This window comes from Caulobacter sp. 602-2, from assembly GCF_011043625.1.
Classification (GTDB): Bacteria; Pseudomonadota; Alphaproteobacteria; order Caulobacterales; family Caulobacteraceae; genus Caulobacter.
Map to the genome: position 1 here is coordinate 1 of NZ_JAAKGT010000015.1, position 12,429 is coordinate 12,429.

13 protein-coding genes and 1 pseudogene are annotated in these 12,429 nt (G+C 70.6%); 7 read left to right on the forward strand and 7 right to left on the reverse strand.

Annotated elements, in window-relative coordinates; genetic code table 11:
* Nucleotides 1–36 precede the first annotated feature (36 nt).
* Nucleotides 37–1,011: an NAD-dependent epimerase/dehydratase family protein gene (locus G5B46_RS21615; protein WP_165262333.1), complete on the forward strand. Its 975-nt coding sequence runs from the start codon at nt 37–39 to the stop codon at nt 1,009–1,011.
* A 3-nt stretch (nt 1,012–1,014) separates the two neighbouring features.
* Here G5B46_RS21615 and G5B46_RS21620 read toward each other — a convergent pair whose 3' ends face one another.
* The 3 genes from G5B46_RS21620 to G5B46_RS21630 form a co-directional block, all read right to left on the reverse strand.
* On the reverse strand, nt 1,015–1,905 hold the full coding sequence (locus G5B46_RS21620; protein ID WP_165262335.1) for a glucose 1-dehydrogenase: 891 nt from the start codon (nt 1,903–1,905) through the stop codon (nt 1,015–1,017).
* Nucleotides 1,906–2,008: 103 nt separating this feature from the next.
* Nucleotides 2,009–2,215, reverse strand: coding sequence for a hypothetical protein (locus G5B46_RS21625; RefSeq protein ID WP_165262337.1), 207 nt, complete (start codon nt 2,213–2,215; stop codon nt 2,009–2,011).
* A gap of 18 nt (nt 2,216–2,233) precedes the next feature.
* Nucleotides 2,234–3,142 (reverse strand): WecB/TagA/CpsF family glycosyltransferase, encoded by a 909-nt coding sequence (locus G5B46_RS21630; RefSeq protein ID WP_165262339.1) that lies wholly within the window; start codon nt 3,140–3,142, stop codon nt 2,234–2,236.
* Between the two features lie 161 nt (nt 3,143–3,303).
* Here G5B46_RS21630 and G5B46_RS24590 point away from each other — a divergent pair.
* Nucleotides 3,304–3,480 (forward strand): annotated as a pseudogene (locus tag G5B46_RS24590) (hypothetical protein); the annotation flags it as partial.
* Between the two features lie 13 nt (nt 3,481–3,493).
* Here the strand turns inward: G5B46_RS24590 and G5B46_RS21635 are convergent.
* Complete coding sequence (locus tag G5B46_RS21635; RefSeq protein ID WP_165262341.1) at nt 3,494–4,492, reverse strand: NADPH:quinone oxidoreductase family protein; 999 nt, start codon at nt 4,490–4,492, stop codon at nt 3,494–3,496.
* Nucleotides 4,493–4,560: 68 nt separating this feature from the next.
* Between G5B46_RS21635 and G5B46_RS21640 the strand changes: the two genes are divergently transcribed.
* The 5 genes from G5B46_RS21640 (at nt 4,561) to G5B46_RS21660 (ending at nt 9,240) form a co-directional block, all read left to right on the forward strand.
* Nucleotides 4,561–5,439, forward strand: a complete 879-nt coding sequence (locus G5B46_RS21640; RefSeq protein ID WP_165262343.1) for an isoaspartyl peptidase/L-asparaginase — start codon at nt 4,561–4,563, stop codon at nt 5,437–5,439.
* A 126-nt stretch (nt 5,440–5,565) separates the two neighbouring features.
* Entirely contained in the window at nt 5,566–6,555 is a 990-nt protein-coding gene (gene galE, locus G5B46_RS21645) for a UDP-glucose 4-epimerase GalE (protein WP_165262345.1), read from the forward strand.
* Nucleotides 6,556–6,605: 50 nt separating this feature from the next.
* The gene (locus G5B46_RS21650) at nt 6,606–7,148 is read left to right on the forward strand and encodes an SRPBCC family protein (RefSeq protein WP_165262347.1); all 543 of its coding nucleotides are present in this window, start codon (nt 6,606–6,608) and stop codon (nt 7,146–7,148) included.
* On the forward strand, nt 7,145–7,567 hold the full coding sequence (locus tag G5B46_RS21655) for a thiol-disulfide oxidoreductase DCC family protein (RefSeq protein WP_346764964.1): 423 nt from the start codon (nt 7,145–7,147) through the stop codon (nt 7,565–7,567). Before G5B46_RS21650 ends, G5B46_RS21655 begins: the two co-directional genes overlap by 4 nt.
* On the forward strand, nt 7,564–9,240 hold the full coding sequence (locus G5B46_RS21660) for a DUF4166 domain-containing protein (protein ID WP_165262351.1): 1,677 nt from the start codon (nt 7,564–7,566) through the stop codon (nt 9,238–9,240). The genes G5B46_RS21655 and G5B46_RS21660 overlap by 4 nt, the downstream gene beginning before the upstream one ends.
* On the opposite strand, the gene G5B46_RS21665 is transcribed toward G5B46_RS21660, so the two are convergent.
* The 3 genes from G5B46_RS21665 to yidD are packed head-to-tail and all read right to left on the reverse strand — an operon-like array spanning nt 9,237 to nt 12,407.
* Complete coding sequence (locus G5B46_RS21665) at nt 9,237–10,178, reverse strand: glycosyltransferase family 2 protein (RefSeq protein ID WP_165262353.1); 942 nt, start codon at nt 10,176–10,178, stop codon at nt 9,237–9,239. The two genes, G5B46_RS21660 and G5B46_RS21665, sit on opposite strands and share 4 nt — an antisense overlap.
* Before the next feature lies 1 nt (nt 10,179).
* Nucleotides 10,180–12,156 carry a threonine--tRNA ligase gene (gene thrS / locus G5B46_RS21670; protein WP_165262355.1) on the reverse strand — a complete coding sequence of 659 codons (1,977 nt, stop codon included), beginning with the start codon at nt 12,154–12,156 and terminating at the stop codon, nt 10,180–10,182.
* The gene (yidD, locus tag G5B46_RS21675) at nt 12,153–12,407 is read right to left on the reverse strand and encodes a membrane protein insertion efficiency factor YidD (RefSeq protein ID WP_165262357.1); all 255 of its coding nucleotides are present in this window, start codon (nt 12,405–12,407) and stop codon (nt 12,153–12,155) included. The genes thrS and yidD overlap by 4 nt, the downstream gene beginning before the upstream one ends.
* Nucleotides 12,408–12,429: the final 22 nt, after the last annotated feature.

A 12,429-nucleotide genomic window follows, 5' to 3' on the forward strand; every position in this document is an offset into this window, starting at 1 on the left:
TCACGGCTTCACCTACGCCTCGGTGGGGCGCGGGGCATGACCGACGGGCCGATCCTCGTCACCGGCGCGGCCGGCTTCATCGGCATGCACGTGGTCGAGCGGCTGCTCGATCGCGGCGAGACGGTGATCGGCGTCGACGTCTTCAACGCCTATTACGACCCGGCCCTGAAGGCCGCCCGCGCCGCACGCCTGGAAGGCCGCCCGGGCTTTACGATGATCCGCATGGACATCGCCGAGCACGAGGCCCTGCTGGCGCTGGTCAGGTCGTCGGGCGTGAAGCGGATCGTCCACCTGGCCGCCCAGGCCGGGGTTCGCTACTCGATCGACAATCCCTTCGCCTACGAGCGCTCGAACCTGGCCGGGCACCTGTCGGTGCTGGAGGCCTGCCGCCACGGCGGGGTCGAGGCCCTGGTCTACGCCTCGTCCAGCAGCGTCTATGGCGACCGGCCCCTGGCCGGCGAGGGCTTCAAGGAAACCGATCCGGCCGAGGCCCCGGTGTCGCTGTACGCGGCCACCAAGCGCTCTTGCGAGCTGCTGAGCCAGAGCTACGCCAGCCTGTACGGCTTCCCGCAGGCGGGCCTGCGCTTCTTCACGGTCTACGGCCCCTGGGGCCGGCCCGACATGGCCTATTTCAGCTTCACCCAGAAGATCCTGCGCGGCGAGCCGATCGAGGTCTATGGCGAGGGCAGGATGGCCCGCGACTTCACCTATATCGACGACATCGTCGACGGCATTATCGGCGTGCTCGACAACCCGCCCCCGCGCGGCGGGCACGAGGTCTACAACATCGGCGACAGCAATCCCGTCGGCCTGATGGACATGATCGCCGCCCTGGAGAGCGCCATCGGCCGGCAGGCCGAGAAGGTCTTCCTGCCGATGCAGCCGGGCGACGTGCCGGCCACCTACGCCGACGTCTCCAAGCTGCACGCCCTGACCGGCTACAGGCCCGCGGTCGGCGTCGCCGAGGGCCTGAAGCGCTTCGCGGCCTGGTACGCCGACTTCTACGGCTAGAGTCTACTCCGCGGCCTGGCCGGCGATCATCGCCGCGCGCATGGCCTGCGCCTGTTCGGGCGAGACGCCCATGGCCGCCAGGATCGGCGAGGGCGTGCGCACGTCCCAGCTGCTGCGCGGGCCGATGGTGATGCCGCCGTCGACGACGATGTGGGTTCCGCTGACGAAGGCGCTGTCGTCACTGGCCAGATAGAGGGCGGCGGCGGCGATGTCGTCGGGCAGGCCGGCCTTGGCGATCGGCTGGATCTTGGGGCCGACCTCGGCCACGCGCGCGGCCATCTGGTCGGCGACCTCGCGCGGCAGGCCGATCGAGGCCCCGAAGATCGAGGTGGCGATCAGGCCCGGACAGATGGCGTTGACCCGCACGCCCAGCGGCGACAGCTCGGCCGCCGCGCAGCGGGTCATGTGGATCACCGCCGCCTTGGCCGAGGAATAGGCCAGCGGCCCGAAGCCCGCCTGCAGGCCGGCGATCGAGGCGGTGTTGATGATCGAGCCGCCGCCGCGCGCCAGCATGGCCGGCAGGGCGTGCTTCATGCCCAGCACCGGCCCGCGCAGCAGCACCGCGAAGGTGGCGTCCCAGGCCGCGCCGGTCATGTCGGCCACGCCGTTGGGCGCGCCGCCGTGGCCGGCGTTGTTGAACAGGATGTCGAGGCCGCCGAAGGCCTTGGTCGCCAGGCCGATGGCGGCGGCGATGTCGTCCTCGACGGTGACGTCGCAGCGAGAGAAGCGCACGGCGTCCGGGAAGCGCTGCTCCAGGATCGCGCCCTTTTCGGCCTGCAGGTCGGCGGCGATCACCTTCGCGCCCTGGGCTGCGAACAGTTCGACGGTTCCCAGGCCTATGCCCGAGCAGGCCCCGGTGACGACGGCGACCTTGCCGTCCAGACGTCCGCCCATGCGGCATCCTCCCTTTTGGCGCACGGCCTCTGGAAGCGGGCCGCTTGGCGCGGGAGGATCATGGGACGGGCGGCCGCCAGCGGCCAGCCTTACGTGGCGTCAGTCAGCCGGCGGCGCGGCCGAACAGCTGGCGGCCCTGCGCGGGACGCCGGGCGATCAGGCTGAACAGCAGCCAGAGGGCGCACGGGACCAGCATCACCGCCCAGGCCAGCACCAGGCCGGCCAGGCCGAAGACGGCGCAGACGCGCTGCCAGGCGTTGGGCTGCTCGGCGGCCCGTCGACGCGGCTTCTTGTCGATCTTCAAACCCATTGGTCCCCCACGGTCCGGTTAAGGCTTGAGCGCGAGATCGGTGGCGCGCCGATAGGCGGCCTCCGGCGGAACGGCGTTCTTCTTTTTGCCCGGCTTCAGCTGCCGCGCAAGAGCGTTGCGGGCGTCGACCATCGCCGGACCGAACAGATGCCACGGTTCGACGCAGTAGCGGGTGAACAGCCGCTCGGGATCGGCCATCAGCCGGAACAGCCATTCCATGCCCACCTGCCCCATCCAGCGCGGGGCGGCCAGCTGCACGCCGGCCTCGTAGTCGAAGGCGCCGCCGACCGTGAAGCCGACGCAGGGGTCGAGCTTCTTGTGGTTCTCCAGCAGCCACTTCTCCTGGCGCGGCATGCCCATGCCCACGAACAGGATGTCGGGCTTGTAGGCCTTGATCTTGGCGACCACCGCCTCGTTCTCGGGCGAACCGTCGGTGACGTCGAAATAGCCCTGGTGGCTCTCGACCTGGGCGCCTGGCCAGTCGCGACGGATGTTTTCCAGCGCCTTGTCGGCCACGCCCGGAGCGCCGCCGACGAAGAACACCTTCCAGTTCTCCTTGGTCGCGCGCGCCCAGAAGTCGTTGCGCCAGTCGAGGTAGGTGCAGCGATGGAAGCGGCGGCTGGCCCGGCCGACGATGCGCGCCCAGAAGATCAGCGGCACGCTGTCGACCTCGATCAGCTCGGCGGCCTTGAAGAACTCGACGACCTGCGGGTCCTTCTGGATCAGGTAGAGGCTGTGCAGGTTGTGGTTGGCGACGATCGCGCCCTTGCCGCCCGCGATCCGGCCCGCCACGAAGTGGAAGACCTCCTCGGGGCGCACGAGATCCATCTCGCCCCCGAGCACCTTCACGCGCTCCTCGGGACGCCGGTTCATGCGGTACGGGCGGCGCGCCTCCACGGGAAACGCGTCGCGAGCAGGAAGGAACATCTGAACGCCGCCTCCGACTATTCGAAGAGCAGCAATAGCCCAGTTGATCTCACCGCTTTGCTAAGGGACGTCCTTACCGACCGTTTAACCGTATGATTTTACTGTTGTTTCAGAACGGGACGACAGGCAGGCGATTTGCGAAGACTTAACCACGCCGCGGCCTGTACGCCTGCTGCGGGGGCGGGACCTGCTTCAGCTCCCTCTCCCATAGGGAGAGTGCCGGGGTGAGGGGTTACGGCGTTTGACGGAGCGCCGGCGCGCCGTCCGACCTCGTAACCCCTCACCCTCCCACCGCTTCGCGGCGGGCCCCTCCCTCTCCCTATGGGAGAGGGTCTTTGCAAGCGCCGTCCCCTACTCCGTCGTCACCACCACCTTGCCCATGGCCTTGCGGCTGGCGAGGTGGGCGATGGCGTCGCCAGCCTTTTCCAGGGGAAAGCGCTCGGAGACGTACGGCTTGATCTTGCCGGCGGCGTAGAGGTCCATCAACTCGCGCACGTTGGCGGCGTGGCCGGCCGGATCGCGAGCCACCGCCGCGCCCCAGAACACGCCGACGATGTCGCACGACTTCAGCAGGGTGAGGTTCAGCGGGATCTTCGGGATGCCCGACGGGAAGCCGATCACCAGCATGCGCCCGCCCCAGCCGGCGGCGCGGATGGTGGCTTCGGAATAGTCGCCGCCGACCGCGTCATAGGCCACGTCCCAGCCATTGGGGCCGCAGGCGGCCTTCAGCTGGTCGGCCAGGGCCTTCTGGCCGTCCTTGTCGAAGGGGCCACGGGCATAGACGACGCCGGCGTCGGCGCCGCGCGAGATGGCCAGATCCACCTTCTCCTGGCTGGAGGCCGCCGCGATCACCCGCGCGCCCATGGCCTTGCCCAGTTCCACCGCCGCCAGGCCCACGCCGCCGGCCGCGCCGAGCACCAGCAGGGTCTGGCCCGGCTTGAGGAAGCCGCGGTCCTTCAGGGCGTAGTAGGAGGTGCCGTAGGTCAGGATGAAGGCCGAGGCCTCGTCGAAGGGCATGGCGTCGGGGATCGGCGTGCAGCGGGCGGCCTCGACGGCCAGCTTGTCGGCCATGCCGCCCCAGCCGGTGGACGCCAGCACCCGCTGGCCGACCGACAGGCTGGTGACGCCCTCGCCCAGGGCCGCCACCACGCCCGAGACCTCGCCGCCGGGGGCGAAGGGGCGCGTGGGCTTGAACTGGTACATGTCCTGGATGATCAGCAGGTCGGGATAGTTGACCCCGCAGGCCTTGACGTCGATCAGCACCTGGCCGGGCGCGGGAACCGGATCGGGCAGGTCCTCCAGCACCAGGGTCTCGGGACCGCCGACCGCCTTGCTGAGCACCGCCTTCATCTCGCTTCTCCCAGTCTCTTTGTTTAGAAGGCCGACGCTAGCGCAGGCGCGACGACCGAGAAAGCCAAATGTCAAACAAACGTTTTACCCTCGCCCTGCACGGCGGCGCCGGCGCCAAGCGCAGCCATGACTACTCGGTCGAAATCGCCCACATGCGCGGCCTGATCGAGGCCGGCCGCGAGCGCCTGGCGGCGGGCGCCGCGGCGCTGGACGTGGTGGTCGAGACGGTGGCGGCGCTGGAGGCCTCGGGCCTGTACATCGCCGGCAAGGGCGCCTCGCCCAACGCCGACGGCGAGTACGAGCTGGACGCCAGCCTGATGGACGGCGCCACCAGCCGCGCCGGCTCGGTGGCCGCGCTGCAGGGCTTCGCCAGCCCCATCCGCGCCGCCCGGGCGGTGATGGACCAGACCCCGCACGTGATGCTGGCCGGCGAGGGCGCCATGGCCTTCGCCCGCGCCCAGGGACTGGAGACGATCTCCGATCCTGAGGGCTACTACACCCGCGCCGGCGCCTTCGAGGACAACGCCCCGCCCGGCGGGCTTCCCACCGGCACCGTCGGCTGCGTCGCGCTGGACCAGGATGGCCGTCTGGCCGCCGCCACCTCGACCGCCGGCGTGTTCGGCAAGCTGCCGGGCCGGGTGGGCGACAGCCCCATCATCGGCGCGGGGGCCTGGGCCGACGGCTGGGCGGCGGTGTCGTGCACCGGCCAGGGCGAGTACTTCATCCGCACCGCCGTCGGCGCCCAGATCGCCCACCGCATCCGCTTCGGCGGCCAGGGCCTGGACGAGGCCGCGGCCGGCGCCATCCAGGGCGTGGCCGATCTCGGCGGCCACGGCGGCCTGGTGTCGGTGGACCGTGACGGCAATGTCGCCATGCCGTTCGCCTCCAGCGGTCTCAAGCGCGCGGCCCTGATGCCCGACGGAAGCATCCTCGCCGAAGCCTTCTGAATGGGCGACGGCGACCGCAAAGGCGTCATAAGTCCCCGCTAGGCCTCGTCGCGTCTTGACCCGGCCGGGGCGTCCGCCAAGAAGAGCCGGGGGGATCCTCAACCCATCGCTGAACGGAGCGCGATCTTGGGCGAAACCATCCTGGTGGCCGGCGGCGCGGGCTATATCGGTTCGCACACCTGCCTGCGGCTGGCCGAGGCCGGCTTCACGCCCGTCGTCTACGACAACCTGAGCAACGGCTGGGAAAGCTTCGTCCAGTGGGGCCCGCTGGAAGTGGGCGACATCAACGACGCCGCCCGCCTGGACGAGGTGCTGGCTAAGCACAGGCCGGCCGCGGTGATCCATTTCGCCGCCTTCATCGAGGTCGGCTTCTCGGTGGCCGAGCCCGGTCCATTCTACGGCAACAATGTCGGCGGCACGATCACCCTGATCGAGGCCGCCCGCCGCGCCGGGATCGACAAGCTGGTGTTCTCGTCGACCTGCGCCACCTACGGCGCGCCGGTGCGCGTGCCGATGGACGAGACCCACCCGCAGGCGCCGCTCAATCCCTATGGCCGCAGCAAGCTGATGGTCGAGGAGATCCTGCGCGACATGGACCGCTACAAGGGCTTCCGCTCGGTGGCGCTGCGCTATTTCAACGCCGCCGGCGCCGACCCCGAAGGCCGCATCGGCGAGAAGCACGAGCCGGAGACCCACGCCATCCCGCTGGCCATCGCCGCCGCGCGGGGCGAACGCGACAAGTTCATGCTGTTCGGCGAGGACTACGACACCCGCGACGGCACCTGCGTGCGCGACTACATCCACGTGCTGGACCTGGCCGACGCCCACGTGGCGGCGCTGAAGTGGCTGCTGGCCGGCAAGGAGAGCGCGGCCTTCAACCTGGGCACCGGCACGGGCACCACGGTCAAGGAACTGGTCGGCGCCATCGAGCGGCGCTCGAACCGGCCGTTCCCGCTGGAGCCGGCCCCCCGCCGCGACGGCGACGCCCCCAGCCTGGTGGCCGACAACAGCAAGGCCCGCGCGCTGCTGGGCTGGACCCCGCGCTACGGGCTGGACGAGATCATCGAGCACGCCTGGGCCTGGCACGCGGGCGGCGCGGCCGCGCTGAGGCGATAGGCGGCGAAAGCGGCTTTCCCGCCAGGGTGGAAACCCTCTAGCGTGGGGTCATGAACGGCCTGGCCCTCGCCCTTCTCTGGCTGGCCGCGACGCCCCCGGCGATCGCGGCGGACGGCGCCGCCGACGTGCGGGCCGGGGCCGACGGACGCGGCGAGGTGCGGGCGTCCATCGACATTCCCGCCCCGCCCGAACGGGTCTGGCGCACCATCCTCGACTGCCGGCTGGCCTCGCGCATGACCCCCAGCGTCAAGCGCTGCGCCGTGCTCGAACGCTCCGCCGACGGCCGCACCGAGACCCGCGAGCACTGGATCAAGCGCGGGCTGTTCTCGCCGATGCTGCGGTCGGTGTCGCGGCTGGAGCTGGAGCCCGGGCGGCGCATCGGCTTTCGCTGCATCGGCGGCGACATCGACGACTGCGAGGGCCAGTGGCTGCTGACGCCGCTGGACGACGGGGCGGCCACCCGGGTGGTCTATGAAAACAAGGTCAGCGCCCCGTTCGGCCTGCCCGCGGGGATGGCGGCGGCGGCCATGCGGCGCGACGTGCCCGCCGCGCTGCAGGCCCTCAAGCGCGAATGCCTGGAGAACCGGCCGTGAGCCATCCTCAGCCGCTGTGGCTGTTCGACGGGGTCTGCAACCTGTGCTCGGGCTCGGTGCGTGCGGTGCTGGCCATCGACCGCAAGGGCGTCATGCGCTTCACCCCTATCCAGTCGGACTACGGCCGGGCCCTGGCGATCGCCCACGGGATCGATCCAGACCATCCGGCCAGCTTCCTCTATCTCGACGACGGGCGGGCGCTGGAGAAGAGCGCCGCGATCCTGGCCCTGCTGCGCCGGCTGGGCGCGCCCTGGTCGTGGCTGGCGGCCGTCGTCGGTCTGCTGCCCGAGCCCTGGCTGGACGCCGGCTACGACTGGCTGGCCGCCAACCGCTATCGGCTGATGGGCAAGCGGTCGAGCTGCATGGTCCCGACGCCGGAGCAGCGCGCCCGCTTCCTGCTGGAGCCGCCGACCGCATGACCCCCCTCCCCCTCGGCGATCGCAAGCGCGTGGTGCTGGTGGGCGCCAGCGGCGTCTTCGGCGCGCGCCTGGCCCGGATGCTGGCCCGGCGGGCCGACATCGACCTGGTGCTGGCGGCCCGCCGCCTGGAGCCGCTGGAGGCCTTGCGGACCGATCTTTGCAATCAGGACCCGGCGGCCGGGATCGAGATCGCCCTGGTCGATCGCGAGCGGCCCGGGAACCTGGAGCGCCTGGGCGCGACGGTGGTGATCGACGCCGCCGGGCCGTTCCAGGGCCAGGACGGCGCCTTCGCCAAAGCCGCGCTGGCGGCCGGCGCGCACTATGTGGACCTGGCCGACGCCCGCGACTTCGTCGCCGCCTTTCCCGAGCGCCTGGCGGCCTGCGCGCTCGAAGCAGGGCGATGGGCGATCACCGGGGCCAGCTCGACCCCGGCCCTGACCTGTGCGGCGGCGGACCGGCTGACGGCGGGCTGGACCCGCATCGACCGCATCGAGGCGGCGATCTCGCCCGGCGCGCGGGCGCCGCGCGGCCTGTCGGTGATCCGGGCCATCCTGCGCTGGACCGGCGGCCCGGTGGCGGTGTTCTCGGGCGGACGCCTGGTCGAGCGACCGGGCTGGAGCCGCCCCCGGCGCCTGGCCTTTCCCGGACTTGGCCGGCGCTGGACCAGCCTGGCCGAAACGCCCGACCTCGACCAGTTGCGCCAGCGCTACGCCCCCACGCGCGATGCGCTGTTCGGCGCCGGGCTTGAACTGGCGCCGCTGCATCTGGGCCTCTGGCTGCTGAGCTTCCTGCGCCGCTGGCGGCTGGTCTCGACGCTGGAGCCGCTGGCCGCCGCGCTGAACGCGGGCGCGGGCCTGCTGGCGCCGCTGGGCTCGGACCGGGGCGGCATGACCGTGCGCGCCGAGGGACTGGACGCCGCCGGCGCGCCGATCGCCGCCCGCTGGAGCCTTTGGGCCGAGCGGGGCGCGGGACCCAACGTGCCCGCCGCCCCGGCCGCGGCCGTGGCGGGCGCGCTGCTGGACGGCGCCCTCGATGCGCCCCGAGCCTGCTCCTGCGTCGGCCTGGTCGACCTTTCCGCCTTGCTGGCCCCGCTGGACGGCCTGCCGATCACGACGCGGATCGACACCGCCGCCCCCGCCGCGCCGGGAGTGTTTCCGCGCGCGCTCGGCGCGGCGTTCGCGGACCTGCCGGCCTTCGTCCGCGCCGCCCATCTGGGCGAAGAGACGACAACCCTGGTCGGCCGCGCCCGCGCCCGTGGCGGCGGCGGCCTGGCGGCCCTGGCCCGCCGTCTGCAGGGCCTGCCCGAGCCGGGAACCCACGCCACCACGGTGTCGATCGCCCCGCGGAAGGACGGCTGCGAGGCCTGGACCCGCCGGTTCGACGGCCGGACGTTCGCCTCCCGCATCCGTCCGGCGGCGGACGATCCGTTCGCCTTCGAGGAAACGGTCGGCGCGCTGACCTTCCGCTTCCACGCCGCGCCCTATGCCGGCGGTTTTTCCTGGAACTTCGAAAGCTGGCGGCTGGGGGCCCTGCCCCTGCCCGCCGCCTGGGCGCCGCGCACCCGGGCGCGGACCTTCGAGCGCGACGGGACCTATCGGTTCCGCGTGCTGGTCGCCCATCCGTGGCTGGGCGTGATCTTCGGCTATGCGGGGCGGTTGAAACCCGCCCTCTAGGCGTGGCTCTTGGCCTTGGACTTGCGCAGGCGCGCATTGATGGCCGGCCGGCAGACCGACAGCCCCAGGATCAGCGGAGCCAGCATCACCGCCAGCACGTAGCGCTGGATGTTGTCGGCCCGCTTGATGAAGTAGCGCGCCAGGCCCACGCCCTTGTGGAACTCGACCTTGACCGGGTGCTCCAGGCTGGTGTGGCCCAGGTGGATGACGCGAGCGTTGGGATGGAACAGCACCTGGCCGCCGGCCTGGCGCGCGCGCCAGCACAGGTCGACGTCCTCGACGTGCAGGAAATAGCCCTCGTCGAAGCCGGCCAGGGCGTCGAAATCGACCCGCCGCAGGGCGAAGCAGGCGCCGGAGATGGTCGGCATCGGCGTCGGCTCGGCCGGCAGCGGGTCGTGTTCGCGGTGGATCTCGAAACGCTTGAAGCGCGCCATCTTCTGGCTGAGCTGCGAAAGGCTGAGCAGGGTGGTGACCGGGGTCACCTCGCCGCGACGGCCGCCGCGCTGCTCGGTGCCGTCGATGTTCATGACCCGCGCGCCCATCACGGTCGGCACCGGCTGGTCCCGGAAGGCCGCGACCATGGCCGGCACGCAGTCGGGCTGCACGTTGGCGTCGGGATTGAGGAAGATCAGGTATTCGCCCTGGCTGACCGAGGCGCCCAGGTTGGCGCCGCAGGCGAAGCCGACATTGCCGTGCCCCTGGACCAGTTGCACGCGGGGCTCGGTCAGGCCGAGCGCCCGCAGCATGTCGGCGTCCTCGGGCGAGGAGCCGTTATCGACGATGACGAACTCGTCGACCATCGGCTCGGCCAGCACGTGGCGGATGCTGTCGACCAGCGCTTCTCCCGTCCAATAGACGACCATCACCACCGAAACCAAGGGCTTGGCGGGACGCGCGCCTGCGGCGAGGACCGTGAAGGACGGGAGAATGCTGTTCATATCAAACCTGGGCGAGCTCCGGCGCGACCTGCGGCGCGCGGGCCCGCGCGAGGTCGGGCGGCGTGGCTTCCAGGCCGAGCACCGACAGCGCCTCGTCGAGCGACAGGATCTGCTGACCCTCGCCGCCCAGGCGCCGCAGGGCGACCTGCCCCGTCTCGGCTTCCTTGCGCCCGACCACCGCGATCACGGGAACCTTGGCGAGGCTGTGCTCGCGAATCTTGTAGTTGATCTTCTCATTGCGCAGATCAACTTCCGCACGCAGCCCCGCGGCCGTCAATCGCTCCACGACAGTGCGCGCATAGTCGTCGGCGTCGGACGTGATCGTCGCCACGACGATCTGCGTCGGCGCCAGCCAAAGCGGCAGATGGCCCGCGTAGTTTTCCAACAGAATCCCGATGAACCGCTCGAACGACCCCAGGATCGCGCGATGCAGCATCACCGGCCGCTTCTTGGATCCGTCTTCGGCAACGTACTCGGCGCCCAAACGTTCCGGCAGAACGTAATCAAGCTGCAGCGTGCCGCAGGTCCACTCGCGGCCGATGGCGTCCTGGACGATGAAATCGAGCTTGGGCGCGTAGAAGGCGCCGTCGCCCTCGGCGATCACCGGCTCGACGCCAGCCAGGCGGGCGGCCTCGGCCAGCATGCCCTCGGCCTTGTCCCAGAACTCGTCCGAACCGGCGCGCAGTTCCGGACGCGTGGCCAGGGCGATGTACTTGGTCGTCATGCCGAGGTCGGCGTGGATCATCCGCGTCAGGCGGATGAAGCGCTCGGTCTCCTCGACGATCTGGTCCTCGCGGCAGAAGATGTGGGCGTCGTCCTGGGTGAAGGCGCGCACGCGCATCAGGCCGTGCAGGGCGCCCGACGGCTCGTAGCGATGGCAGGCGCCGAACTCGGCCATGCGCATCGGCAGTTCACGGTACGAGCGCTGGCCGACGTTCCAGATCTGCACGTGGCCGGGGCAGTTCATCGGCTTGAGCGACAGGATCTCGCCTTCGACCGTCTCGCAGACGAACATGTTGGCGCGGTACTTGTCCCAGTGGCCCGAGTTTTCCCAGAAGGTCTTGTCGAGGACCTGGGGCGTCTTGACCTCGATATAGCCGGCGCGGTCGAGGCTGCGGCGCATGTAGGCCTCCAGCGTCTGCCACAGCTTCCAGCCCTTGGGGTGCCAGAACACCATGCCGCGACCCTCTTCCTGCATGTGGAAGAGGCCCAGCGACTTGCCCAGCTTGCGGTGATCGCGCTTCTCGGCTTCCTCGATGCGCTTGAGGTAGGCCTCGAGGTCGGCTTCCGAGGCCCAGCTCGTGCCGTAGATGCGCTGCAGCTGGGCGTTGTTCTGGTCGCCGCGCCAGTAGGCGCCGGCCAGCTTGGTCAGCTTGAAGGCCTTGCCGACATGCTTGGTCGACGGCAGGTGCGGGCCGCGGCAGAGGTCCTTCCAGTTCCCCTGGCGATAGACCGTGATCGTGTCCGTGCCCGGCAGGTCGCGGATGATCTGGGCCTTGTACTGCTCGCCGATCTCGTCGAAGTGCTTGATGGCCTCGTCGCGGTCCCAGACCTCGCGCGTGATCTTCTCGTCGCGGTCGACGATCTCCTTCATGCGCTTTTCGATCGTCGCCAGGTCGTCCAGGCTGAACGGCTCGTCGCGGGCGAAGTCGTAGTAGAAGCCGTCCTCGACGTTCGGACCGATCGTCACCTGCGTGCCGGGGAACAGCTCCTGCACGGCCTCGGCCAGCACGTGGGCGGTGTCGTGGCGGATGGTGTCGAGGGCCTCGGGGGCCTCACGCGTCAGGATCTCGAACTTGCGCTCGCCCGTCAGCAGGTCGGGCGTCAGGGCGCGGTCGAGGTCGAGCACCTGACCGTCCAGCTTGATCAGCAGGGCCTTCTTCTCGAGCGACTTGGAGATGGCGGCGGCCACGTCGCGCCCCGTCGAGCCGTCGGGGTACTGACGGGAGGAGCCGTCGGGGAAAACCAGATCGATCATTCTTCACACATCCATTTGCGCGGCTCGCGCGGCGGAGGCGGCGGGTCGTACCCCCAGCCTCCGAACGGATTGCAGCGGCAGATCCGTCGCAGAGCGAGCCAGGACCCCATGCCGGGGCCATGTTCCTTGAGCGCCTGCGCCGCATACTCCGAGCAGGTCGGAAGGTAGCGGCACTGGCGCCCGATGAGAGGCGAGAGCGTCAACTTGTAGGCGCGCAGGCCGAAGTCGACGACGCGGTGATAAAGGCTCATGCCGGCGCTTTCGCGAACGGAG

Bases quoted from the DNA above. Each gene is read 5' to 3' on its own strand.
- G5B46_RS21615 (WP_165262333.1), top strand. From the start codon at position 37: ATGACCGACGGGCCGATCCTCGTCACCGGCGCGGCCGGCTTCATCGGC.
- G5B46_RS21620 (WP_165262335.1), bottom strand. From the start codon at position 1,905: ATGGGCGGACGTCTGGACGGCAAGGTCGCCGTCGTCACCGGGGCCTGC.
- G5B46_RS21625 (WP_165262337.1), bottom strand. From the start codon at position 2,215: ATGGGTTTGAAGATCGACAAGAAGCCGCGTCGACGGGCCGCCGAGCAG.
- G5B46_RS21630 (WP_165262339.1), bottom strand. From the start codon at position 3,142: ATGTTCCTTCCTGCTCGCGACGCGTTTCCCGTGGAGGCGCGCCGCCCG.
- G5B46_RS21635 (WP_165262341.1), bottom strand. From the start codon at position 4,492: ATGAAGGCGGTGCTCAGCAAGGCGGTCGGCGGTCCCGAGACCCTGGTG.
- G5B46_RS21640 (WP_165262343.1), top strand. From the start codon at position 4,561: ATGTCAAACAAACGTTTTACCCTCGCCCTGCACGGCGGCGCCGGCGCC.
- G5B46_RS21650 (WP_165262347.1), top strand. From the start codon at position 6,606: ATGAACGGCCTGGCCCTCGCCCTTCTCTGGCTGGCCGCGACGCCCCCG.
- G5B46_RS21660 (WP_165262351.1), top strand. From the start codon at position 7,564: ATGACCCCCCTCCCCCTCGGCGATCGCAAGCGCGTGGTGCTGGTGGGC.
- G5B46_RS21665 (WP_165262353.1), bottom strand. From the start codon at position 10,178: ATGAACAGCATTCTCCCGTCCTTCACGGTCCTCGCCGCAGGCGCGCGT.
- thrS (WP_165262355.1), bottom strand. From the start codon at position 12,156: ATGATCGATCTGGTTTTCCCCGACGGCTCCTCCCGTCAGTACCCCGAC.
- yidD (WP_165262357.1), bottom strand. From the start codon at position 12,407: ATGAGCCTTTATCACCGCGTCGTCGACTTCGGCCTGCGCGCCTACAAG.